Annotated in this window: 21 protein-coding genes; 5 read left to right on the top strand and 16 right to left on the bottom strand. The window is 67.5% G+C overall.

Annotated elements, in window-relative coordinates:
- Positions 1–18: 18 nt before the first annotated feature.
- The 14 genes from hutH to AC1RVY_RS00990 form a co-directional block, all read right to left on the bottom strand.
- Complete coding sequence (gene hutH, locus AC1RVY_RS01055) at positions 19–1,560, bottom strand: histidine ammonia-lyase (protein ID WP_492804933.1); 1,542 nt, start codon at positions 1,558–1,560, stop codon at positions 19–21.
- 63 nt (positions 1,561–1,623) lie between these two features.
- A complete protein-coding gene (gene hutC, locus AC1RVY_RS01050) occupies positions 1,624–2,445 on the bottom strand; it encodes a histidine utilization transcriptional repressor HutC (RefSeq protein ID WP_218294732.1) in 822 nt (273 codons plus the stop codon).
- A gap of 13 nt (positions 2,446–2,458) precedes the next feature.
- Positions 2,459–3,238, bottom strand: a complete 780-nt coding sequence (locus AC1RVY_RS01045; RefSeq protein WP_218294731.1) for an ABC transporter ATP-binding protein — start codon at positions 3,236–3,238, stop codon at positions 2,459–2,461.
- Positions 3,235–4,071, bottom strand: coding sequence for an ABC transporter permease (locus tag AC1RVY_RS01040; protein WP_492245387.1), 837 nt, complete (start codon positions 4,069–4,071; stop codon positions 3,235–3,237). Before AC1RVY_RS01040 ends, AC1RVY_RS01045 begins: the two co-directional genes overlap by 4 nt.
- 35 nt (positions 4,072–4,106) lie before the next feature.
- Entirely contained in the window at positions 4,107–5,072 is a 966-nt protein-coding gene (locus AC1RVY_RS01035) for an ABC transporter substrate-binding protein (protein WP_218294729.1), read from the bottom strand.
- A gap of 364 nt (positions 5,073–5,436) precedes the next feature.
- The gene (locus AC1RVY_RS01030) at positions 5,437–6,843 is read right to left on the bottom strand and encodes a sensor histidine kinase (protein WP_218294728.1); all 1,407 of its coding nucleotides are present in this window, start codon (positions 6,841–6,843) and stop codon (positions 5,437–5,439) included.
- Positions 6,840–7,526: a response regulator transcription factor gene (locus tag AC1RVY_RS01025; RefSeq protein ID WP_218341080.1), complete on the bottom strand. Its 687-nt coding sequence runs from the start codon at positions 7,524–7,526 to the stop codon at positions 6,840–6,842. Before AC1RVY_RS01025 ends, AC1RVY_RS01030 begins: the two co-directional genes overlap by 4 nt.
- A gap of 9 nt (positions 7,527–7,535) precedes the next feature.
- Positions 7,536–7,853, bottom strand: coding sequence for a hypothetical protein (locus AC1RVY_RS01020; RefSeq protein ID WP_218294726.1), 318 nt, complete (start codon positions 7,851–7,853; stop codon positions 7,536–7,538).
- Between the two features lie 16 nt (positions 7,854–7,869).
- Positions 7,870–8,337 carry a Spy/CpxP family protein refolding chaperone gene (locus AC1RVY_RS01015; protein ID WP_218294725.1) on the bottom strand — a complete coding sequence of 156 codons (468 nt, stop codon included), beginning with the start codon at positions 8,335–8,337 and terminating at the stop codon, positions 7,870–7,872.
- A gap of 196 nt (positions 8,338–8,533) precedes the next feature.
- Positions 8,534–8,809: a hypothetical protein gene (locus tag AC1RVY_RS01010; protein WP_369642651.1), complete on the bottom strand. Its 276-nt coding sequence runs from the start codon at positions 8,807–8,809 to the stop codon at positions 8,534–8,536.
- A gap of 42 nt (positions 8,810–8,851) precedes the next feature.
- Complete coding sequence (locus tag AC1RVY_RS01005; RefSeq protein WP_218294723.1) at positions 8,852–9,052, bottom strand: hypothetical protein; 201 nt, start codon at positions 9,050–9,052, stop codon at positions 8,852–8,854.
- Between the two features lie 157 nt (positions 9,053–9,209).
- Positions 9,210–9,521 carry a hypothetical protein gene (locus AC1RVY_RS01000; RefSeq protein ID WP_218294722.1) on the bottom strand — a complete coding sequence of 104 codons (312 nt, stop codon included), beginning with the start codon at positions 9,519–9,521 and terminating at the stop codon, positions 9,210–9,212.
- Positions 9,522–9,674: 153 nt separating this feature from the next.
- Complete coding sequence (locus AC1RVY_RS00995) at positions 9,675–9,935, bottom strand: hypothetical protein (RefSeq protein WP_218294721.1); 261 nt, start codon at positions 9,933–9,935, stop codon at positions 9,675–9,677.
- Positions 9,936–10,566: 631 nt separating this feature from the next.
- Complete coding sequence (locus AC1RVY_RS00990) at positions 10,567–12,252, bottom strand: long-chain fatty acid--CoA ligase (protein WP_218341076.1); 1,686 nt, start codon at positions 12,250–12,252, stop codon at positions 10,567–10,569.
- 212 nt (positions 12,253–12,464) lie between these two features.
- Here AC1RVY_RS00990 and AC1RVY_RS00985 point away from each other — a divergent pair, with 212 nt between their 5' ends.
- On the top strand, positions 12,465–12,821 hold the full coding sequence (locus tag AC1RVY_RS00985; RefSeq protein WP_369642653.1) for a hypothetical protein: 357 nt from the start codon (positions 12,465–12,467) through the stop codon (positions 12,819–12,821).
- 66 nt (positions 12,822–12,887) lie between these two features.
- On the opposite strand, the gene hrpA is transcribed toward AC1RVY_RS00985, so the two are convergent.
- Positions 12,888–16,970, bottom strand: a complete 4,083-nt coding sequence (gene hrpA / locus AC1RVY_RS00980; RefSeq protein WP_492804928.1) for an ATP-dependent RNA helicase HrpA — start codon at positions 16,968–16,970, stop codon at positions 12,888–12,890.
- 198 nt (positions 16,971–17,168) lie between these two features.
- On the opposite strand from hrpA, the gene AC1RVY_RS00975 reads away from it, so the two are divergent.
- From AC1RVY_RS00975 to argA, 4 genes are all read left to right on the top strand, one after another.
- The gene (locus tag AC1RVY_RS00975) at positions 17,169–19,037 is read left to right on the top strand and encodes a serine hydrolase domain-containing protein (RefSeq protein ID WP_492804926.1); all 1,869 of its coding nucleotides are present in this window, start codon (positions 17,169–17,171) and stop codon (positions 19,035–19,037) included.
- A 359-nt stretch (positions 19,038–19,396) separates the two neighbouring features.
- Positions 19,397–19,648, top strand: coding sequence for a hypothetical protein (locus AC1RVY_RS00970; RefSeq protein WP_218294716.1), 252 nt, complete (start codon positions 19,397–19,399; stop codon positions 19,646–19,648).
- 22 nt (positions 19,649–19,670) lie between these two features.
- A complete protein-coding gene (locus tag AC1RVY_RS00965; RefSeq protein ID WP_492244857.1) occupies positions 19,671–21,701 on the top strand; it encodes an AAA family ATPase in 2,031 nt (676 codons plus the stop codon).
- 85 nt (positions 21,702–21,786) lie between these two features.
- Entirely contained in the window at positions 21,787–23,133 is a 1,347-nt protein-coding gene (gene argA / locus AC1RVY_RS00960; protein WP_218294715.1) for an amino-acid N-acetyltransferase, read from the top strand.
- Here argA and blaACA read toward each other — a convergent pair.
- Positions 23,120–24,034, bottom strand: coding sequence for an ACA family class A beta-lactamase (gene blaACA, locus AC1RVY_RS00955; protein ID WP_370628465.1), 915 nt, complete (start codon positions 24,032–24,034; stop codon positions 23,120–23,122). The genes argA and blaACA overlap by 14 nt on opposite strands.
- Between the last annotated feature and the right edge of the window lie 77 nt (positions 24,035–24,111).

Genomic DNA, 24,111 nt, shown 5'->3' with positions numbered 1-24,111 from the left:
GAGAAAGAAAGGAAAAAATCAGGAATGGCTGGGCAGGCACTGCAGCAGCGGCGCGGGCCATGGCGTCTCCGAGGCCCATTCGCGCATGGATTCGATGTCGGTGGCCAGGAAGCGGTCTTGCTCCAGGTAGGCCACGCGCTGGCGGATGGCAGCGAACTGGTCTTCGATGAGCACAGAAGATTTCAGGCTGCGGTCGAACTCCATGCCCTGCGCGGCGGCCATGGCCTCGATGCCCACCATCACCGCCGCATTGCGCACCATGTCGCCCAGGCGGCGTGCGCCGTAGGTGGCCATGGAAACGTGGTCTTCCTGGTTGGCCGACGTGGGCAGGCTGGTCACGCTGCTGGGGTTGGCCAGGCACTGGTTCTCGGCCGCCAGCGCGGCGGCGGTGACCTGGGCGATCATGAAGCCCGAGTTCACGCCGCTGTCGCGGATCAGGAAGGCCGGCAGGCCCGACAGGCCGGGGTCGAGCAGCAGCGACAGTCGGCGCTCGGAGATGGCCCCGATCTCGGCCACGGCCAGCGCGATGATGTCCGCCACGAAGGCCACGGGCTCAGCGTGGAAGTTGCCGCCCGAGATCACGTCGCCGTTGTCGAATACCAGGGGGTTGTCGGACGCGGCGTTCGCCTCGATGGCCAGCACGCGCGCGGCGTGGTGCAGGTTATCGAGGCACGCGCCCATCACCTGCGGCACGCAGCGGATGGAGTACGGGTCCTGCACGCGGCCGCAGTGGGGATGTGAAGGGTCGATGGCGCTGCCATCCAGCAATGCGCGCACGGCGGCCGCCACGGCGATCTGCCCCGCCTGGCCGCGCGCCTCGTGGATGCGTGCGTCAAACGGCTTGACCGAGCCCTTGATGGCCTCGAGCGACAGGCAGCCTGCGACCAGCGCGGCGGCGAAAACGCTCTCCGCGCCGAACAGCCCCGCCAGCGCGAGCGAGGTGGATACCTGCGTGCCGTTGAGCAGCGCCAGCCCTTCCTTGGGGCCCAGCACGAACGGCGCAAGGCCGATGGAGCGCATGGCCTCGGCCCCAGACACCACCGCGCCATCGACCTTGGCCTGCCCTTCGCCGATCAACACGCAGGCCAGGTGGGCCAGCGGCGCCAGGTCGCCCGACGCGCCCACCGAACCCTTGGCCGGAATCACGGGCAGCACGTTGGCGTTGGCCATGGCCAGCAGCGCATCCACGATCTCGGGACGGATGCCCGAATGCCCACGCGCCAGGCTGATGGCCTTGGTGGCCAGGATGAGGCGCACCACGGGATCGGGCAGCGCATCGCCCGTGCCCACGCTGTGCGACAGCACCAGGTTGCGCTGCAGCTCGGCGAGGCGCTCGTGGGCGATCTTGGTGCTGGCGAGCTTGCCGAAGCCGGTGTTGATGCCGTAGACCACCTGGTCTTCGTCCACGATGCGCTGCACCGTGGCCAGCGACGCCTGCATGAGGGCACGCGCGGACGGGTCCAGCGACAGCTGCACGGGCGCGGCGTGGATGCTGCGCAATTCAGCCAGCGTGACCCGGCCGGGGTGCAAGATCAGGGAGGAAGCGGTGGTTTTTGTCATGGCGTTGATCCTGTATATACAAGTAGGTACAAGCGGAAAAAATCGTGCTCTTCAGGCAAGCGTTCAACCAGCGACCGGGTTGCCGTCGGCTCTAAAGCGGCTGCCCAGGCGGTAGCGGGTAGCGGGGTGCAAACAACGCACCACGGTGATGGGAATCCCGCGCGACCAGGTGCGGCGGGTGAGCAGCAGGCAGGGCTCCTGCGGCGACATCTCCAGCAGCGTGGCCTGCTCGGCGGTGGGCATGACGGCATCGACCACGTGCTCGATCTGGTCGAACGGCACGTTGCGCACCAGGTATTCGGAGGGCTGCAGCAGCGTGAAGTCCTGCGCGGCGAACTGGGGCACCTGGCGCGGATTCACGTGGCGGTCTTCCAGCTGCACGGGCAGGCCGTCCTCGCGGTGGACGCACAGCGAGTGGAACACCGACTCCCCCGTGCGCAGGTCCAGCGCTGCCGCCACTTCGAGCGTGGCCGAGATGCGCTCCACGGCCAGCACGTCGCAGCGGTAGTCGTGCCCCCGCTGGCGGATTTCGCTCGCGAGGTTGGCGATCTGCAGCAACGTGGACTGTGGCTTGTCTTCCGCCACGAAGCTGCCCACGCCGGCCACGCGCACGATGCGGCCCTGCTCCACCAGTTCGCGCAGCGCGCGGTTCACCGTCATGCGCGAGATGCCGAACTGGGTGACCAGCTCGTTCTCGGACGGCAGGCGGTCGCCCGCGCGCCAGATGCCTTCCTGGATCTTGCGCGAGATATGGTCCTTGATCTGCTCGTACAGCGCCATCGCCTGCGCGGGCGCCGCCACGGCCGCCACCGCCCTGGCCGGAGCGGCAAGCGGCGCGCTGCGCGGGGCAGCTGCTGCGGGACGGCGGGAAGGACGGGCGCTCATGGGACGAAGGCGTTCAGTGCAGATCGGCCGCCATGGATTCGGCGCGGATCTCTTCCGTCAGGCGCGCCTTGAGGTCCATGAACTCGGGGCTGGTCTTGATCGTGTAATGGCGCGGGTGCGGCAGGTCCACCGCCAGCTCGGTCTTGATGCGGCCGGGCCGCGCGCTGAACACGGCCACGCGGTTGGCCATGAAGATGGCCTCGTCGATGTCGTGGGTGACGAAAAGCACGGTCTTGCGCTCGGCCTCCCAGATGCTCAGCAGCAGCTCCTGCATGAGCACGCGGGTCTGGTTGTCGAGCGCGCCGAAGGGCTCGTCCATCAGCAGGATCTTGGGGTCGTTGGCCAGCGCGCGCGCAATCGCGGTGCGTTGCTGCATGCCGCCCGACAGCTGCTTGGGAAAGTGCTGCTCGAAGCCGCGCAGGCCCACCTTGGCGATGAAGTACGCGGCGCGTTCCTTCTGCTGGGCTTCGGGCATGCCGCGCTCGCGCAGGCCGAAGCGGATGTTCTGCTCGATGGTGAGCCAGGGGAACAGCGTGTAGCTCTGGAACACCATGCCGCGCTCGGCGCCCGGGCCTTCCACGGGCGCGCCGTCGAGCAGCACGCGGCCGCTGGTGGCGTGGTCCAGCCCCGCGACGATGCGCAGCAGCGTGGACTTGCCGCAACCCGAGGGGCCCAGGATGGTGACGAAGTCGTTGTCCTGCACTTCGAAGTCGACCGGCTGCAGCGCCTGCGTGCGCTGGCCCTTGGCGGTCTCGAAGACGCGCGAAACGGCTTGGATGGATACGCGGCTCATCGCACAAAACTCCAGGCAAACAGACGGTGGTTGAGCGCCTTGAAGGCGAAGTCGGACACCAGCCCGATGAGGCCGATGATGATGATGCCGAAGATGATCTGGCCGGTATTGAGCAGCGACTGGCTGTCGGTGATCATGTGGCCGATACCGCTCGAAGAACCGATCAGCTCGGCCACGATCACGTAGGTCCAGGCCCAGCCCAGCACCAGGCGCAGGGTCTCGGCGATCTCGGGCGCGGCGCCCGGGATGAGCACGCGCGTCACGATGCCCTTGTGGCCGGCGCCCAGCGTGTAGGCGGCCTCCACGAGGTCGCGCCGGGCGCCCCCCACGGTCACGGCCACCATCAGCGTGATCTGGAAGACCGAGCCGATGAAGATGACCAGGATTTTCTGCGTCTCGCCAATGCCGGCCCACAGGATGAGCAGCGGAATGAAGGCCGACGCGGGCAGGTAGCGGCAGAACGAGACAAAGGGCTCGAAGAACGCCTCGATGCCCTTGTAGGCGCCCATGGCGATGCCCAGGGGCACGGCGATCACCGCGGCCAGCACAAAGCCACCGACCACGCGCCAGATGGTCATGCCGATGTCCTTGATGAAGCCGTATTCGGTGAACAGCAGCCAGCCTTCCTTGGCCATGGTGATGGGGCTGGCCAGGAAGGTGGGCGACACGAAGCCGCCCAGTGTGAAGAACGCCCACACCGCCACGAACACGACGAAGAAGGCCAGCCCCAGCATCCAGCGGGCACGGCTGCTCACGGGCTCCAGGGGAGCCAGCGAGCGCCGGCGCACGGGAGCGTGGGACTCGGTAACGGACAGGGGTTGCACTGCAGACATGGCGCGCTCTTCTTTGGCTCGGGAAAACTCAGTTGTTACTTGATGAAGCTCGCGTCGAAGGTGGCGGCCAGATCTTCAGGCGCCTTGCGGATGATGCCGGCCTCCAGCAGGATGCCGGTGGCATCCTTCATGAACGTGGTCAGCTCGCCCGCGAAGAACTTCTGGTTGGCGGCCTTGTCCTGCCAGCGCAGGAAGGACGACGACTTGGCGAACTGCTCGCCCGTCTGCTTGACGGCCGCGCCCATGATCTCGTTGGACTTGGTGGGGTCGGCCTTGATCATGTCGAGCGCCTGGAAGTACGAATTGGCCAGGGCCTGCGCGGCCTTGCCGTTGGCCTTGAGCCAGGTGGGGTCGCAGCCGACGGTGTCCATCACCATGGGGTAGTCGAGCGTGGTGGCCAGGATCTTGCCGGCGGCAGGGTTGTCGCGCACGGTGGAAAGATAGGGCTCGTACGTCATGGCGGCATCGTTCTGGCCGGCCACGAAGGCCTGCGCGGCCGCCTGGGGCGACAGCGTGGTGGTCTTCACGTCCTTGAGGCTCATGCCGTTCTTGCTGAGCATCCAGGCCAGGCCGAAGTACGGGGCGGTGCCGGGAGCATCCACGCCGATGGTCTTGCCCTTCAAGTCGGCAAAGCCCTTGATGTCGCCCCGCACCGCGATGCCGTCGGCGCCGTAGGACTTGTCCATCTGGAAGATCTGCACGATGGGCACGCCGTTGGCGTTCCAGGCCACATGCGTCTCGACGGTGGTGGCAGCGCACTGGATGGACTTGGAGGCCAGGGCCAGGTGGCGGTCCTTCTGCGGGATCATCTTGATCTCCACATCCAGGCCGTTCTTCTTGAAGATGCCCGCCTTGTCGGCCAGGGTGAGCGGCGCGAAACCCGTCCAGCCGGACATGCCCAGCACAATCTTGGTTTCCTGCGCCTGGGCCGGGGCGGCCAGGGCCATCACGCATGCCGTTGCCGCTGCCAGCGACGTCCATTTCACAACCGATCGAGTCATCATCTGCTCCTGTTTGAAGAAAGTACCTTAGCCCATCCCGGCCGGGTCGCACCCGCATTCCAGCCGCCATGATGACAGCCGCAGCATACCTGTATATACAGGGTAAACGCTAAAGAGTCCCCAAAAGGGGCCGGTAGCCAGTCTGAGCAAGAATGAGGCCAACGTAAGTACCCCACGCCGGCGACCGCAGGGGAAAATCAGAAATTGATAGCAAACCATCCATGGCAGGTGTATGCCAACGCCGGTCTGGCATCCATTTCGCGCTTCGCGAAATCGTACGAAGAAAAACACCGCGCCACGCCAACGCACCATCGCGGTGCAGTGCGGCGCCCTCGGCAGGCCGGGGGACCGCGGGGCACCCAGCTCAGGCGACGATCGGCAGGCGCACCGTGACCGAAAGGCCGGGCCCGGCGTTGCGCATCTGCAGCGTGCCGCCGTGCGCCTGTGCCACCAGCCGGCACAGGTACAGGCCCAGGCCCACGCCGCCGGTGGTGCGCTGCCGCGCCGTGTCGGGTCGGTAGAACGCCTGCGCCAGGTGCGGCAGGTGCTCTGGGGGAACACCCGGTCCGTGGTCGCGCACCTCCAGTTCGAGCGTCTGCGCCGCGAGGCGCAGATGCAACTCGGGCGGCGGCGCGGCCGGATCGCTGCTGTGGCGCAGGCTGTTGTCCAGCAGGTTGCGCAGCAGCAGGCGCATGCGGGAGCGGTCAAGTGACAGCGGCGGCATGCCCTGCTGTGCATGGAGGGTGATCCCCGCCGCGCCGGCATGGCGGCCGCCGAGTTCGGCCACCACCTCCCGCGCCAGCGCAGCCAGGTCCACGGGCTCGCGGTGCAGGGCGGCGTGGCGTCCAGCCAGGCGCTCGCTTTCGAGCAGGTCGGTGATGAGTCCGGCCATTTCACTCAAGTCGCGCATCAGGGCCTGCCGCTGGGCCTGCACGTCGGCGGTCTCGGGCAGCAGCTCGGTGTTCAGGCGGGCGCGGGTCAGGGGGCTGCGCAATTCATGGCTCATGGCCAGCAGCAGGGCCCGCTTGGCCTCCAGCATCTGGTGGATGTCATCCCCCATGGTATTGATGGTGGCCGCCAGTTGCCCCAGCTCGTCGGGCCGGTGGGCATGCCGCACGGGGATCGCCTGGGCGAAATTGCCTTCGCCAAACCGCTGCGCGCCCCGGCGGATGTCGTCGAGCGGGCGCAGCAGATGCCGCACGTACACATAGGCCAGCGCGGTGAGCAGCAACAGCACCGTGAGCGTGCCCCACGCAATGCGCGGGCGCTTTTCCCAGGACAGCGCATTGAGCCCGAACTCGATGCTGTGTCCGTCCGCCGTGGTGCGCTGCAGGAGCCGGCGGCCCTGGTCGTCGCTGCCATGGCCGTTCCAGTGCTCCTCGCGCTGGAACTTGTCGCTCATCCAGTCGCTGCGCGGCTGATCGGGGTGGGATTCCCAGTGGACCACCGGCCCGTCAATGCGCAGCGTGACCGGCAACCGGCTGGCGATGGCCTTCGCCCGCTCGATGCTGGGCGGGCTGCCGATCTCGTCCGCGAGGCGGTCCACGTAGTCCATCAGCAGGGGCCTGGCCGCCTCGCGCCAGCCCACGGACACCGCCTTTTGCACTCCGCCCATGAAGGTGACGGCCACCGTCACCGCGAGCGCCATGAACACCAGCACCAGCCGGATGCGCAGCGAATACCCGACCGCGCGCCGCGCGCGGCGGTGCCAGGGGCAATCGTGCCCGTCTTCGGCCCCCTCGCCAGGGCGCGAACGCCGCCAGAACCTCATGGCGCCGCCCGCCGCAGGGCCAGCGAGTAGCCCGCGTTGCGCAAGGTCTTGATGCAGTCGAGCGGTTCCAGCTTCTTGCGCAGGCGGCTCACCACGATATCGACGGCGCGGGTGTACAGCTCGGCCTCGTGCCCGCGCAACTGGTTCAGGATGTCATCGCGGCTGAACACCTTGCCCGGTTCGCGTGCCAGCAGATGCAGCAGGTCGAATTCGGTGCCGGTCAGCTCGACGATGCCCCCTTGTCGCAGCACGCTGCGGCGCGCGGCATCAATGCTGAGGCCTTCAAACTCCAGCGTCCCCGAATCGCCGCCCTGCCCCGGCGCGCGGCTGCGGCGCAGCACGGTCTGCAGCCGGGCCACCAGCTCGCGCGGCTCGAAAGGCTTGGGCAGGTAGTCGTCGGCACCCAGCTCCAGGCCCACCACGCGGTCCATCACCTCACCCCTGGCCGTGAGCATCACGATGGGCAGGTCCCCCTGCTTGCGGATGGTGCGGCACAGTTCAAAGCCGTCCATCTCGGGCAGCATGACATCAAGGATGGCGGCATCAAAGCCGCCCGCCCCGAGCCGGGCCAGGCCTTCGCTGGGCTTGAGCGCATGGACCAGCTCCAGCTCGAAACGCTGGAAATAGATGGCAAGCGGCGGACCCAGCTGGGCGTCGTCGTCAATGAGCAGGATGCGGTGCATGCGCGATTCTTACATTGGCAGGCCGCTGCCGGCCACCGGCGGAGCAAGCAATGCGCGGTGCCGCCGGATGAGCTCCCGCAGGCGGTGCTGCGCAGGCAGGTGCAGCGCATCGAAGGCGTCCGCGGCCGCGAGCAGCGCAGGCAGGGCGGGCGCGGCGGCAGCGGGCTGGCGCGCCACGAGCCCGAGCGCATGCTCCCTGTCAAAGCGCGGCCCCCATACCAGCGACATCAACTCGTCATGGGGCTCGGGCATGCCTGCCAGCAGCACAGGGCCGTGCATGCGCACTTCCTGCGTCAAGTGGTGGATGGGATCCAGCATCGGTGACATGGAAAATGCTCCTGCCTCAGCCGCGCGCCATCCAGCCCCTGCGCCGCTGCATCAGCTCGCGCACCTTCTGCTGCTGGTCCGGATTCAGGCTGTCGTAGAAGTCCGCCAGCGCATTGATCACTTCAGGACTGTTCGCCTGTACCGCGCGGGTCTTCTCCTCCAGCAGGCTCTGCGCGCGTGCACGGTCGAACTTGTCGCCCGCGACGATGGCCTGCACTTCCGCGCGCGGATCGGCTGTCTTGCCCAGGAAGGCCGTGCGCTGTGCCTCCATCCTGTCCGCCAGCACATTGAGCTTTTGCTTCTGTGCATCGTTCAGGTCCAGCTTGCCGCTGACCCGGTCGACCACCTTGGCGCGCACCTCCGCCATTTTCTCCGGGCTCATGGGCCCGTGGCGGTGGGCTCCACTGGAACAGGCCGTCAGACCACCTACCATGATGGATGCGCCAAAGATTCCTACCAGCGTTCTCTTGATCCAGGGTTTCATGATCAGTCCTTTCGGGACGGTATTGAACATGGCCCTGATGGTGCCGGCAGGTGCTTCGGGAGTGGTCTCGCCGCAGTTTCGGTTTATTTCATTTTGTTTCGCGGGAGAAGGCGCTGGCAGAGGCCCAGGTCCTTTGGAGCGCTTCAAGCCGCGCCCGCAGGTGGGGTGCAGCAGCCAGATCGAGACAGGCGGAATCTCAGCGCAGGACGGCGGACAGCACCACCAGCCGGTTCGACAGCTCCACGGCGTCGGTGCGCATCTGGATGAGCGGAACCGTGCCCACGCTGCCCCCGCCATACCAGATGTTGAAGGCGGTCACGCCGGGGAACCCGTCGGCGTGGCCATAGGCCTCGATGGCCTCGTCAATTTCGGCATGCAGGGTGGGGGTGCCGACCAGGACCTTTCCGTCAAACACCCGGGCCAGGTACTGCGCGGCGCCCTCGGGCCGAATGTGCAATGTCAATACCCGCATGGTTTCTCGCTGCACGCACCCGGGGCGCACTCAGGCCTGTCGTCAACCCATCGCCTGGGGTTCGCGGTATTCCAGGTCTGCAAACTGTAATTCCCGCTCCATGCCATGGCTGTCTCCCCGCCAAGGCGCGAGATCGTCGGTTTGCTGGCGCTGGAAAACCCGCTCCATCGGCTGCCCCATTTGCAAGGCAGGCGCTTCTGGCCACGCTTCCAGATGATGGGATGGGGGATCGAAAGAAAACATGCTGAACTCCTCGCACGGGCGCCGCACTGGCCCCGTGGTGATTGAGGCATGGGCCCGAACACACGCATGTCGGAACCCCGTGAAGACAGGTGTAGGACAACACTGACGTGGATGCGGGCGCCGCCCCGCCGGCAGGATCGCAAAGCCCTGGGCGCCGTCAGGCGGCCTTTGCCAGCAGCGGGGATTCCCCGATCCCCAGGGCATCGCCCTCGCCCGCCAGAAGGCCGATGCAGTCCAGGGCCGTCGGCGGATCGCAGGGCTCGGCATAGACGCGCAAGGCTATGTCTTGGGCGGCGGGAGAGAAATAGAGCCAGAGATTGTCCTTTTCCTTGTCATAGCAGGAAAAGAGCGCCCTGCCGGACCCCGGGGGGCACATCAGGAACTTCGACATGAACATCTGCTGGATGCGCAGCGTGGGCTCAAAGGCCTGATCATCATTGCCGAGTGCCAATTTGTACCAACTGCTCATATGCGCCTTTCACCTGGCCGTGCCAGTAAATACGGATGGCCCATCGTATTTACGCAGCGCGGCCGCGGCACTTCTGGTGCGGCGCATCAATTTGTAGGACAGTGACTCCGAGCGGGGTTTACGGGCATGAGGCCGGATACGTGGCACGGCCCATCAGTCGTATGACGCCTCCAGATCGGTGTGCGCCTCCGGGCGGGGCGCCCTCACGCGGGATCGATAGGCTCTGAGCGTCGCGCAACCCAGGCCGGTGATGTACAGCACCTGCGCCTTCTGCTGTGGCGAATCGACGGGCGGGAGCTGCACTTCCACCATACCGGCCGCACGCAACACGCGCAGCTTGTCGATGTTGACCACGTCCGATTCAATCAGGGGAAGCGCATCGCGCTCCAGCTCCCTTAGATACTCCATTGGCATGGCGGCCTCCGGCGTGAATGAAGGAACATTGTGCGGCGCGAGCCCCCCGGGTTCAAGGATTGATACACGAAGCTACAACCTTGCGGGCCCGGCAGCCAGGGGCCCCAAATGAAGCACCAGCGCGGCTGGGCGCCCCACTGGCAGCCGCGTAAACCCCTGCCGATATTGTTGCCATTCGGATTTTTGTAACAAATCCCGCACCATCCATACCGGTCTTACCGTAGGAAACCGCCTACGCGGTCCTTCGCTGTTGTCGCACCCCGGCCTGGAGTACGCACACCTAGCATCCTGGCTTCATCAAAGGGGATGGCCATGCCAATCGTCGTGATTTTCTTCGGGATCCAGCTGATCGCCGTGGCGCTGGCCGCCGCGATCGTGGGCATCTGAGCCCCACCCGCGCCTGCCAGTGGCTCTATCACCGCTGCCCCCGAGCCTTTTTGAGGCTCTGACCCTGGCAAGGTCGCTGCTGCCCCATCCAAACCGGACTTATTTCACGGTTGCGCCGCACACGGGCGGGCGGGCTGCCAGAATCGGACCTAGGATGCACCGACCGTCAAATCCCTGGCGGTTTCGCCCCTCCCTGTGCGAGTGATGCAATGATTTAGCCCGCCCCCGTGCGGGCTACTTTTTTTCAGCCCGCTTCCAGCTCCTGCAGCTGCCTCCACATCACCTTGCCGCTACCGCTCTTGGGCAGTGCGTTCACGAACTGCACGATGCGCGGCACCTTGTACACCGCCATGTTCTCGCGGCACCAGTCGATGATCTGCTGTTCGGTGGTGTCCTTGTGCGATGCGCGCAGCACCACCACGGCCTTCACGGTCTCGCCCCGGTAGCTGTCCTTGGCGGAGATGATGCAGGCCTCCTGGATGGCGGGGTGGCGGAACATCAGCGCCTCGACCTCCGCCGGCCAGACCTTGAAGCCGCTCGCGTTGATCATGCGCTTCAAGCGGTCGGTCAGGAAGAAGTAGCCGTCCTCGTCCATGCGGCCCAGGTCGCCCGAGCGGAAGAAGCGCTTGCCCTCGAACTCGATGAAGGCCGAGGCGGTGGCATCCGGGCGCTTCCAGTAGCCCTCGAACACCTCGGGGCCATGGATGATGATCTCGCCCTGTTCGCCGACGGGCACTTCCTGCAGCGTGTCGGGATCGACCACCCGCGCATCGGTGCTCATGAACGGGATGCCCAGGCACTGCTGCTTGGGGTGGTCGGGCGGGTTCGAGTGCGAGGGCGCGGCCGTTTCGGTGAGGCCGTAGCCCTCCGAGTAGCGCAGTCCGTACTGTTCGAGCAAACGCTGCGCCACGGCCTGCGGCATGGCCGCGCCGCCGCCGCCAATGTAGACCAGGCTGGAGAGGTCGTAGCTTGCGAAGTTCGGGCTGCCCAGCAGGTCGATGACCATGGTGGGGATGTTGGTCCAATTGGTGACCTGGTAGCGCGAGATGAGGCGCCCGGCCAGGTCGCGCTCCCAGCGGGGCATGATGACCAGGGTGGCGGCGCAGTAGATGGCGGTGTGCATCACGCTCACCATGCCGGTGATGTGGAACATGGGCACCACGGCCAGCGTCACGTTGTCCACCGAACCCGTGCCCCACAGGGCGCCAGCCGCCGCGTTGTGCATGATGCTGCGGTGCAGGTGCATGCAGCCCTTGGGCAGGCCCGTGGTGCCGCTGGTGTAGGGCAGCAGCGCCAGGTCGTCTGGCCCGACCACCAGCTCCGGGGGGGCCTCCGCGCAGGCCAGGGCGTCCGTCCAGGCATGGGCCTGGCCGCCCTCCAGGGCAGGCAGCGGGTGGCGCGTGCCCAGCCACTCCCGCCAGGCCTCGGGCGGCGCATCCGTGCCCGTCACCTGCGCATCGAACGCATCCGTGAATTGCGTCACCACCAGGTGTGCCAGGCGTTCGCCCGCTGGCAGCGCGTTGCTTGCCTTGGCCATCTCCGGAGCCAGGTCGCCCGTGGTGAAGGCCACCCGGGTGTCGGGATCGGTGATGTAGTGCTTGAGTTCTTCCGCCCGGTTCATCGGGTTGACCGGCACCACCACCGCATTGGCACGCAGGATGGCGAAGTGCGCCATCACCAGTTGCGGGCAGTTCTGCATGCACAGCACCACGCGGTCGCCACGCTGCACCCCCAGGGCCACCAGTTTCGCCGCCAGGCGCTCGGCGCCTTCGAGCAGGGCGCGGTAGCTCAGCGAAGCACCAAAGAACACCAGGGCCGTCTTGTCCGGATACCGGCGGGCACTGATGGCCAGGTTGTCCCACAGCGAGGTGGACGGCAGGGTGATGGAGCGGGGCAGACGCTGGGGCCAGAACTTGTAGTGAGGGCGCATGGGTGATTCGGTTCCTTTGAACCCGCAGCCTAGAGGCCCTGCACCCGCGTGGCATTGGGGATGCCACTGATGCCGGGTCGCGCATGTGACGCCGAGGCGCCGCGCCGCGCGGGCAGCGGACACGCAGCGGGGGCCGCCGGGGAATGAGGATGTCTCGGATACCATCCTTGCGAAGCCGCATTGTTTCCCTTCCAGCAACGACGAGTTGACGCATGCTCACCGCCACTTACTACGCCCTGATGCTCCTGGTCGGATACGCCTGGTACAGGTATGGACAGAAACTGCTCGACAAGGGCCTGCGCGACGAGAACGATGAGTTCACCAAGCCGCCTGTCGGGCCCGTCGGTTTTTTGCTCATCGGCGGTGTGGCGTGTTATCTGTTGTTCGAGGCCCTGCGCGCCCTGGTGCTGGGCAAGATTCCGTGCGTCGGGAAAGGCTGCGCAGGCCAGATCTACACCTTGGCAGAGCATTCCGGCCAGTACTGGGCCAACCTGTTTTTTGTGGTGTGGATGGTGCTGGCCCTGGGCTACACGATGTACGTGGCCCTCAAGATCTGGTTCAGGGCATGAGGCCCTGCTCTCGCACCTGAAATGGCGGCAGGTGCCCGCCGGAACCGGCTCCACCGGCCCCGGCCGTCAGCTATTGACCTGCGCCCACAGCTTGTCCAGCCGCTTCACGCTCACCGGCTGGGGCGTGCGCAGCTCCTGCGCGAAAAAGCTCACGCGCAGCTCCTCCAGCAGCCAGCGCAGCTCTTGCATGCGCGCATCAACCTGCCCCTTGCGCTCGGCCACCAGGCGCCAGTAGCGCTGCTCTTGCGGGCGCAGCTCGGCCAGCTTGGCAGCGTCACGGGCGGGGTCGGCGCGGTATTTATCCAGGCGCAGCGTGATGGCCTTGAGGTAGCGGGCATAGTGCGCCAGCTGTGTCCACGGGGCGGCCGCAATGAAGTTCTTGGGCACCAGGCGCTGCAGCTGCTGCTGCGCGTCCTGCGTGGCCTCGGGGGCGTTCTTGGTGTCCTTGATCTTGCGGGCGGCGGCCGCGTATTCGGTGAGGATAGTGGCGGCCAGGCGCGCCACTTCGTTGGCGATCAGCGTGAGGCGGCCCCGGCCCTCCTCCACGCGGCGCTTGAAGGCGAACTCGTCGGTGGGTAGCGGGTCGAGTAGAAAGGCCCGGTCCAGCGCCACGTCGATGATCTGGGTGCGCAGCTCTTCCTGCGTACCCAGCGGCATGTAGGCCACCGCCATCTTCTGCAGGTCGGGAATGTTCTTTTCCAGGTACTTGAGCGCGTCCTTGATCTGCAGAGCGAACAGACGGCGCAGGCCCGCGCGGTGTTTGGCCGCTGCCACCTCGGGCTCGTCAAACACTTCGATGGTCACGGCGTCACCGCCATCGATGAGCGCTGGGAAGCCGATCAGCGTCTGGCCCGCCTTCTTGATTTCCATCAGCTCGGGCAGCTCGCCGAACGTCCAGGTGGCGTAGCGCTGGCCTGCGGGGGCAGACGGCGTGGCGCTGGCGGGTTTCGCAGGCTGGGCGGGCCGCGCAGCACCTCTTACTCCTGATTCAATAGCTGCTTGCGCTTTACCATCAAGCGCTGGAGGCATATTTGAATCAGATTTCGCACCCTCTGCCGCCGCGCCGCCGAGCTTGAGTCCCGCCAGCGCCTGGAATGCCCCGCGCGCCTTGGCGCCCCACTCCGCTTTCAGCGCACCCAGGTTGCGGCCATGGCCCAGCTGGCGCCCGTGCTCGTCCACCACGCGGAAGTTCATGAAGAGGTGCGGACTGAGCATGTCGAGCTTGAAGTCGGCGCGCTTCACATCGAGCGAGGTCTCGTCGCGCACCTGCTTGAGCAGCACATCGGTCAGGCTGCCGGTGCCAAAACGTTCGGGCGTGCCCAGCAGCTCGGCCAGGCGGGTAGCGGACTCGGGCAGTGGCACGAAGCGGCTGCGTGGGCGCTGTGGCAGGCTTTTGAGCAGCGCCTGGATCTTGTCCTTGAGCATGCCGGGCACCAGCCATTCGCAGCGCTCGTCGCTCACCTGGTTGAGCACGAAGAGCGGGATGGTCACGGTGATGCCGTCACGCGCATCGCCGGGCTCGTGCAGGTAGCTGGCGGCGCAGTCCACCCCGCCCAGGCGCACGGTCTTGGGAAACGCGTTGCTGGTGATGCCGGCCGCCTCGTGGCGCATGAGCTCCTCGCGCGTGAGCTTGAGCAGATCGGGCTGCTGGCGGGAGGCCTCGCGGTACCAGGCCTCGAAGCCATGGCCGCTGCACACGTCGGGTGGCAGCTGCTGGTCGTAGAAGGCGTAGATCAGCTCGTCGTCCACCAGCACATCCTGGCGGCGCGACTTGTGTTCCAGCTCCTCCACCTTGGCGATGAGCTTCTGGTTGGCGGCCAGGAAGGGCAGCTTGCTCTCCCAGTTGCCCCCCACCAGGGCCTCGCGGATGAAGATCTCGCGCGCGGCGTGCGGGTCGATCTTGCCGAAGTTGATGCGCCGGCCGTTGTAGACCACCAGGCCGTAGAGCGTGGCCCGTTCGAGCGCCGTGACCTCGGCCGACTTCTTCTCCCAGTGCGGGTCGAGCAGCTGCTTGCGCAGCAGGTGACCACCTACCTGCTCGATCCACTGCGGCTCGATGGCGGCGATGCCCCGCCCGAACAGGCGCGTGGTCTCCACCAGCTCGGCCGCCACGATCCAGCGGCCGGGCTTCTTGTTCAAGTGGGCGCCGGGGTGCTTGTAGAACTTGATGCCGCGCGCGCCCAGGTACCAGTCTTCCTCTTCGCTGCGCGCACCGATGTTGCCCAGCAGCCCGGCGAGCATGGACAGGTGCAGCTGCTCGTAGCTGGCGGGCTGGCTGTTGATGGCCCACTTGTGCTCGGCGACCACCGTGAGCAGCTGCGTATGGATGTCGCGCCACTCGCGCAGGCGGCGGATGCTGATGAAGTTCTGGCGCAGCAACTGCTCGTACTGGCGGTTGCTCAGCTTGTGGGTGGGCGCCGGTGCGGTGGCACTGGCCACCGCGGGCGCGGGCGCCGCCGCGGCCACCAGCCGCTGGGCCACGGGCAGGTGGGCCTGCGACGGTGCGCGCTGGTGGGCCATGGCCTTCTGCGCGCGGGCAGAAGGCAGCGTGGGCGCCCCGCCCCGGGCCTCGTTGATCCACTTCCACAGCTTGAGGTAGCCGCTGAATTCGCTTTTCTCGTCGTCGAACTTGGCGTGCGCCTGGTCGGCCTGCTGCTGGGCTTCCAGCGGTCGGTCGCGTACATCCTGCACGCTCAGGGCGCTGGCGATCACCAGCACCTCGTCCAGCGCCTTGCGGTCGCGCGCCTCCAGGATCATGCGGCCCACGCGCGGGTCTAACGGCAGGCGCGACAGCTCCACGCCCATGGGCGTGAGCTCGTTGGCGTCGTCCACCGCACCCAGTTCGGCCAGCAGCTGGTAGCCGTCGGCGATGGCACGGCCCGACGGGGCCTCGATGAACGGGAACTGCACCACGTCGCCCAGGTGCAGCGACTTCATGCGCAGGATGACGCCGGCCAGCGAGCTGCGCAGGATTTCCGGGTCGGTGAAACGTGGGCGGGCATTGAAGTCCGCCTCTTCGTACAGGCGGATGCAGATGCCGTTGGCCACCCGGCCGCAGCGGCCCGCGCGCTGGTTGGCGGCCGCCTGGCTGATGGGCTCGACCAGCAGCTGCTCCACTTTGCTACGGAAAGAATAGCGTTTCACGCGCGCCGTGCCTGCGTCGATCACGTAGCGGATGCCCGGCACCGTGAGCGAGGTCTCGGCCACGTTGGTCGCCAGCACCAGGCGGCGGCCGGTGTGGCCGTCGAAGATGCGGTCCTGCTCGGCCTGCGACAGGCGGGCGAACAGCGGCAGCACCTCGGCGTTGCGCATCACCGGCTGGTGGGCCAGGTGCTTGCGCAGGTGGTCGGCGGCCTCGCGGATCTCGCGCTCGCCGGGCAGGAAGATCAGGATGTCGCCGGCCGCATTGCCCTGCCAGAGTTCATCCACGCCATCGGCGATGGCTTCGTTGAGGCCGTAGTCGCGCGTGTCTTCGAACGGCCGCCAGCGCTGCTCCACCGGAAAGGTGCGGCCGGAGACATAAATGATCGGCGCCGGCCCCTTGGCCGACTCGAAGTGCTTGGCAAACCGGTCCGCATCGATGGTCGCCGAGGTCACCACCACCTTGAGGTCCGGCCGGCGCGGCAGGATCTGGCGGATGTAGCCCAGCAGGAAGTCGATGTTCAGGCTGCGCTCGTGCGCCTCGTCGATGATGATGGTGTCGTAGGCCTTGAGCAGCGGGTCGGTCTGCGTTTCGGCCAGCAGGATGCCGTCCGTCATCAGCTTGACCGAGGCGTCGCGCGAGAGCCGGTCCTGGAAGCGCACCTTGAAGCCTACCACGTCGCCCAGCGGCGTTTGCAGCTCTTCGGCGATGCGCTTGGCCACGCTGCTGGCCGCGATGCGGCGCGGCTGGGTGTGGCCGATCAGCTGGCCCTTCTGGCCTGCGGGCGCATTGCACTTGCCCCGGCCCAGGGCCAGCGCGATCTTGGGCAACTGCGTGGTCTTGCCCGAGCCGGTTTCGCCGCAGACGATGACGACCTGGTGCTTCTCGATGGCCTCCATGATCTCGTCGCGCTTGCCAGATACGGGCAACGATTCGGGAAAGGTGATGCGCAGCGGCGCGGTTCGCGGGGCGGATCGGGGGGGAGTGGGAGGCGCGGATTCGGTCATGAAGCCACGCATTATCCGAGGCGGACGTTGGCCCCGTGCAACACAGGCCATGCGCGCGGCCAAACGGAGCACCCCGCGCTTCCTCCCTTGCGCGGTCTTTTGTCAAACGCCACTTTTTGGTGCCGGGGATTTCAGTATGTAATACCCCGGTTCCGCCCCGAAGATGTCTGCGTGGCGGGTGCCCTCCGGAATGACCGCATGCTCCCGCAGACATCTGCCCCGAATTTTTCCGCCCGCGACAGCGCCACCCCACCGCCCCCCTCGCGCCGCGACTGGCTCGCATGGGCCGGCACCGCAGCCCTGGGCCCCCTGCTGCCGGCCTGCGGGGGCACCGGCAACCCCGGCCCCGCGATGTCGGCCACCATGGCCTGGGGCCGCAACGAAATACGCCAGGCCATGCTGCGCAGCGATGCGCGGGCCGCCTCCGTCGCGCTGCTGCACGGCGACCGCCTCGTCTGGCAAGAGGCGTTCGGGGTGCTGGACGACACGTCCGCCACCCCGGCAACGCCCGACACGCGCTTCAATGTCGGCTCCGTCAGCAAGGTACTCGCGGCGCTGGCCGTCATGGTGCTGGTGGACCGCCAGCTCGTGCAGCTCGACGCCCCCGTGGTGCGCTATCTGCCCCGGTTCACGATGCTGTCGGAAGACTACCGCGACATCACCGTCCGCCACCTGCTGAGCCATGCCTCCGGGCTGCCGGGCACCCACGCGCACAACATGTTTTCCTTTGCGCCGCTGTCAGGCTATGCGGCGGGGCTGGAGGCGGCGCTGGCCGGCGTGCACCTCAAACATGCGCCCGGGGCGCTGGCGACCTACTGCAACGACGGCTTCACGCTGGTCGAGCGCATCGTGCTCGCGGTCACCGGGCAAGGCTACCCGGCATTCGTGCAATCAGTCCTCTTCAACCCGCTGGCCATGGCCCGCTCGGGCTACACGCTGCTGCCCCTGCCCGAAGGCAGCTTCGCCCATGGGTACATCCACAAGGTGCGCCAGGGCCAGGAGTTCGTGATGGGCTACGCCACCGGCGGGCTGTGCACCACGCCGGGCGACATGATGAAGCTCGCCGCGATGCTCCTGCAGGGCGGTGAATACGACGGCCGGCGCATCGTCTCGAAAGCCGCCGTGCTGGAAATGGGCCGCGACCAGGGCCAGGGCACGCACCTTCACCTCACGCCCGACTGGCACACCGGCTTGGGATGGGACAGCACGCGGCATCAGGGCCTGGGCGCCGCGGGCGTCCTCGCATGGCAAAAGAGCGGCAGCACGATGTTCTACGCCAGCGACTTCCACGTGCTGCCGCAGGCGGGCCTGGCCCTGCTGCTCACGGGCAGCGCCTCCAGCTTCAAGCCCGGGCCCATCGCCGAGGGCATTCTGCTGCGCGCGCTGCAGGAAACCGGCCAGCTCCCTGCGCTGCCGCCCAAGGTGTCCACCGCCGCCCCCGCGCTGGCCACCTCGTCGTCCAGCGCGGTCGATGCGGTGCTCGGCATCTATGGCCGTTCCTCGAAACCCCTGAAAGTCCTCTCGCCCGACAGCCAGCAGATCGACTTGTGGATCTGGTCCGCGCCGGCGAAGGACTGGGCACCGCTGTGCACGGGGCTTCGCCCGCGCAGCGACGGGTGGTGGTGGTCGGATGCCCAGCCCCGCACCCACTACCGCTGGGAGATGGCCGACGGCCGCCGCTACCTGCTTTCGCGCGAGCCCGCCACGGCGGGACACTACTGGGTCACCATGCCCGTGGGCCAGCAGATGCCGCGCGCCGCCGCCGCGCTCCCTGCGCAGTGGATATCGCGGCTGGACAGCACCTGGCTGCTCGCAAACGAAGCGTCCGAATCCATTCCGCTGGCCCTGGGTGTGGGGGCGGCCGCCCTGCGCGAGCTGCCCGAGCTTCCCGGCTACCTCTTCTGGGACGACAGCCAGTTCCTGCTGCCCCTGTCGCCGGACCGCGCCGGCATGGCGGTGCAGGTGCCGCTCAACGACGGCCGCGATCTGGTGGAGCTGGTCGTGGAAACCCGCGACAAGGAGGAATGGATGCACGCCGCCGGCTGGGCCTACCGCCGGCAGGGCTGAGCGCCGGCCCGCCCGCCCCGCAGCCACCGCAGCACACAGGCGCAGGGCACGGGCCGCCCGGCACTGTTCCTTTCACACGACAAATGCAGCCGTTCGCGGCCCCCTGCGCTTGCCAAGTCCCCTGGGCCTCGCCAAAATTCGCGCTTCTTTCTTTCAGGCATGTGCCCGCCGCCACGGCAGCCCCTGAAAACACTGGAGGTCACCGCTATGTTTGTTCCCTTGTCCGCTCCCGCCTGACCACCGTCCACCGCCCCGGCTGGACTGTGTGCGCACGCACTGTCCAGCCTTGGCCCCCGGCGCCCCCACGCGCTCCGCAAGCCCTGGCTCCATTGCCGGGGTTTTTTGTTTGTGGAGTGCACATGAGTGCCAAAAAATTGTCCCGGGCCTATGCCCAGGGTGAGATCAAGAAGCTGCGCCGCATGAAGCAGCCCCTGGTCGTAGTTCTCGAGTCCTCGGGCCCGCCCCGAAATCCCGTGGCCACCGCACTGGCCCGGCGCAGCCTGTCGAGCGCGGCAGGCAAGCACATCCGAGCCCGCGGGGCCCAGCGCCGCGCGGACAACGTCGCCCTGCGCAAGGCGATCCAGACATCCCGCTTCACCGAAAGCGACTGATGCGACACAACGATTGAAAACCATGGACCTTTCCACCCTTTCCGAAGACACGCCGCACAAGCGGCCCGCTCCGCCCATCGCGCAGCGGGAGCTGCTGGCCCAGCGCCAGCAGGCGCTGGCGCTGGCCGCAGCGCAGCTCAAGGCCGAGCTGTTTGGCATCGACGACGTGATCGACCGCGTGGTCGACGCCATCCGCGCCTGGTACGTGCTGCCCCAGCTCATCACCCGGCCCGTGATCGTGTGCCTGTGGGGCCTGACCGGCACGGGCAAGACGCAGCTCACGCGGCGCCTGGCGCAGCTGCTGGGCTTCTACGACCGCTTCGTGGAGGTGCAGATGGACGGCTTCAGCCACGGCGCGAGCTACCGCAGCTCGTCCATCTCGGGCATGCTCGCGGACTCCGGCATCCACGAGGGCGCGCCGGGCATGCTGGTGCTGGACGAGTTCCAGCGCTTTCGCACGGTGGACACCAAAGGCGCCGACGTGAAGGTGGAGCGCTACCAGGACGTGTGGACGCTGCTGTCCGACGGGCGCCTGCCGCCCGCGCTGAGCGCCCTCACCAACATCGAACGCAAGCTGGCCGACGCGCATTACGAAGCCGAACGCGCCGACGACAACGAGGACGAGCGCGCCGGCAAGAAGCCCTACCGCTTCCAGCTCGACGCCTGGGATGCCCAGGAGCTCAAGCGCATGCTCAAGCTCTCGGAGCCCCTGGCCGAGATCATGCAGTGGCCGCCCGCGCAGGTGCAGGCGCTGTTCACGCGGTTCCAGCAGTCGCTGTCGTCCTGGGAGACCGACTACAGCAAGCTGCTGGTGTTCGTCTGCGGCAACCTCGACGAGATGTACCACGAGACCGCGCAGCGCGTGGAAGACTGCGACACCGACGCCGACATCTTCCACCGCCTCACGCGCAAGCTCTCGCTCATCGACGTGAAGAAGGCCCTGAGCGAACGCTTCAAGCCCGAGCAGATCGCCCGGCTGGGCAACGAGCACGTGATCTACCCCTCGTTCAACAAGGCCACCTACGAGGAGCTCATCCGCAACCTGTGCGCGCGGTACTGCGACGACATCGCCGCACAGTGCGGCGTGCGCTTTGCCATCGGGCAGGACGTGCTGGACGAGCTGTATGCCAACGCGGTGTTTCCGGCGCAGGGCACGCGGCCGCTGTTCTCGTCGGTGCACGCGATCCTGAGCGCCAACCTGGTCAACGCCGCGCTGTGGGCGCTGGAGCAGCAGCTGCCCCTGGCACAGGACGTCGCCATCACGCTGGCGGCCGACAAGCGCCACCTGGTGGTGCGCGGCCTCGGCGGCCAGGGCGAGGCGCGGCAGGCGCAGTTTGCGGTGGCGCTGGAGCTCAACCGCCTCAAGCAGCGCGCCAATGCCGACTTCCGCGCCCTGCTGGCGGTGCACGAAGCCGGCCACGGACTGGTGTACTGCCTGCTGTTCGGCCAGGCCCCGCAGGAGGTGAAGATCAACATTGCCTCGTTCGAGGGCGGCTACAACAGCTTCGCGGGCCTGAAGGTCACCACGCGGCAGAACGCGCTCGACATGATGTGCGTGGGCCTGGCGGGCCGGGTGGCCGAGGAACTGGTGTTTGGCGAAATGGCCTGCACGACCGGCGCCGAGCAGGACTACAAGCAGGTCACGGCCGAAGCGGCGCGTTTCATCCGCCACCACGGCTTTGGCACGCGCCTGTCCCGCACCGACGTGACGGTGGAGCTGGACAACCACCTCAACACCGACGTGGAACCCAGCAATGCGGCCATCGAGCAACTGCTGCAGTCCCAGTACCAGCGCGCCAGCGCCCTGCTGCGCCAGCACCGGGAGGCCCTCACCCGCCTGGTGGAGGCCCTGCTGGACCACGGCATGATCGCCCAGCCCGAGATGCAGACGCTGATGGCCCGAAGTGGCGTGGCCATTGCGGTGGCAGCCCACACGGGGCCCGACGAAGCCCTGATCCTGGAGCCCTTCGCGGCCCGGCTGGCCGCGTTTCGGCAACAAACCGGGAGCCAACCCGCACCTGCCCCGGACAGCGAAAGCCCTGCATGCTTATGATGCGCGACTTGGCGGCCGCACGCGGCCGCCCGCCGTTGCCGGTTTTCCCCTCGCTCCAAGGCCACCCCACCGCCCTCCACCGCCCATGTCCGCCGTTTTCAACTTCACCTTCGTCCCCTGGTTCCGCTCGGTGGCGCCCTACATCCACAAGTTCCGCAACCAGACCTTCGTGATCGGGCTCACGGGCGAAGGCATCGCGGCGGGCAAGCTGCACAACATCGCGCAGGATCTGGCGCTGATCCAGGCCATGGGCGTGCGCATCGTGCTGGTGCACGGGTTTCGCCCGCAAGTGAACGAGCAGCTCGCGGCCAAGGGCCATGCGGCGAAATACTCGCACGGCATCCGCATCACGGATTCGGTGGCGCTCGACTGCGCGCAGGAAGCCGCAGGCCAGCTGCGCTACGAGATCGAGGCCGCGTTCAGCCAGGGCCTGCCCAACACGCCCATGGCGGGCGCCACGGTGCGGGTGATCTCGGGCAACTTCCTCACGGCGCGGCCCGTGGGCATCGTGGACGGCGTGGACTTCCAGCACTCGGGCCTGGTGCGCAAGGTGGACGTGGCCGGCATCCAGCGCACGCTGGACATGGGCGCGCTGGTGCTGCTCTCGCCGTTCGGCTTCTCGCCCACGGGCGAGGCCTTCAACCTGAGCATGGAAGAAGTGGCCACCAGCGTGGCCATCGAGCTGCGCGCTGACAAGCTGATCTTCCTGACCGAGGTGCCGGGCATCCGCATGCTGCCCGGCGAACCCGAGAGCGAGGACAACCCCATCGACACCGAGCTGCCTCTGGCCGCCGCGCAGGCCCTGCTGGCCACGCTGCCCACCGCGCAGACGCCCACCGACACGGGCTTCTATCTGCAGCACTGCGTGAAGGCCTGCAAGGCCGGGGTGGAGCGCAGCCACATCCTGCCGTTCGCGGTGGATGGCTCGCTGCTGCTGGAGGTGTACGTGCACGACGGCATCGGCACCATGGTGATCGACGAGAAGCTCGAAGAGCTGCGCGAAGCCACCATCGACGACGTGGGCGGCATCCTGCAGCTGATCGAGCCGTTCGAGAAGGACGGTACCCTCGTCAAGCGCGACCGCACCGAGATCGAGCGCGACATCGCCAGCTACACCATCATCGAGCACGACGGCGTGATCTTCGGCTGCGCGGCGCTCTACCCCTACCCCGAGGCCAAGACGGCCGAGATGGCCGCGGTGACCGTGTCCCCGCAAAGCCAGGGCACGGGCGACGGCGAGAAGCTGCTCAAGCGCATCGAGCAGCGCGCGCGCCTGCAGGGGCTGGACAGCATCTTCGTGCTGACCACCCGCACCATGCACTGGTTCATCAAGCGCGGCTTCCAGCCCGTGGACCCGGACTGGCTGCCCGACGCGCGCAAGCGCAAGTACAACTGGGACCGCCGCAGCCAGGTGCTGGTCAAGAGGCTCTGAGTGTTTCGCGCGCCGCCGCCACGGCGCGCGCCACCTGCGCAATGGCCGCGTCGCGCTGCTGCGGCGCGGCGGCGGACCGCGTGAGGTAGCAGGTCACCAGTACCGGCGCGCCGCCGCCCGGGGGCCACAACACGCCGATGTCGTTGGCCGTGCCGCTGTCGCCGGCCGTGCCCGTCTTGTCGCCCACCTTCCAGCCCGGCACGCCGGCGCGCAGGCGCTGGTCGCCGGTGCTCGTCTCCACCAGCCAGCGCTGCAGCCAGGCGCGCGACGCCGGTGTGAGCACATCGCCCAGCACCAGTTTCTGCAGGGTCTGCAGCATGGCCAGCGGCGTGGTGGTGTCGCGCGGGTCGCCCACCTTGGCTTCGTTCAGCGTGGGCTCGGTGCGGTCCAGGCGCGTGGTGGTGTCGCCCAGCGAGCGCACGAAGGCGGTGAACCCGGCCGGCCCGCCATGGCGCGCCAGCAGCACGTTGGCGGCGGTGTTGTCGCTCAGGCTCACGGTGGCGGCGCAGAGTTCGCCCACCGTGAGGCCCCCGCCGTCGCCCGCGCGCGGGCCGCTCGCGGGCGAATGGGCGATGACGGCCTCGCGGCCGTAGTGCAGGCGGTGGTCCAGCCGCTCCTTGCCCTGGTCCACCAGCGCCAGCATCCAGCCCGCCAGCACCGCCTTGAAGGTGCTGGCCATGGCAAAACGCTCGTCCTGGCGCCAGCCCAGCGCCAGGCCCGAGCCGGTGTCCAGCATGGCCACGCCCAGGCGGCCCTGGGCGGCGCGTTCGATGCCGGCCAGCGTGTCATTCCACTGGCGGGCCGTGGTGCCGCGGTCCGCCGCGGTGCCGGCGGCGGCGCAGCCCCAGATAGGCAGGGCGGTGGCAGCCATCAAACCCAAGGAAAACTGTCGTCTTTGCATAAGAGATGGAGGGGTGAGTTGAAGCAAGGACCGAACGATACGGTGATACAGCCCCCAGCACCATCGACAATAATTGC

This window comes from Acidovorax sp. GW821-FHT11A03 (genome assembly GCF_058809075.1).
Note: the sequence above shows the minus strand (reverse complement) of the source record. Positions and strands in the feature narration are given on the sequence as shown.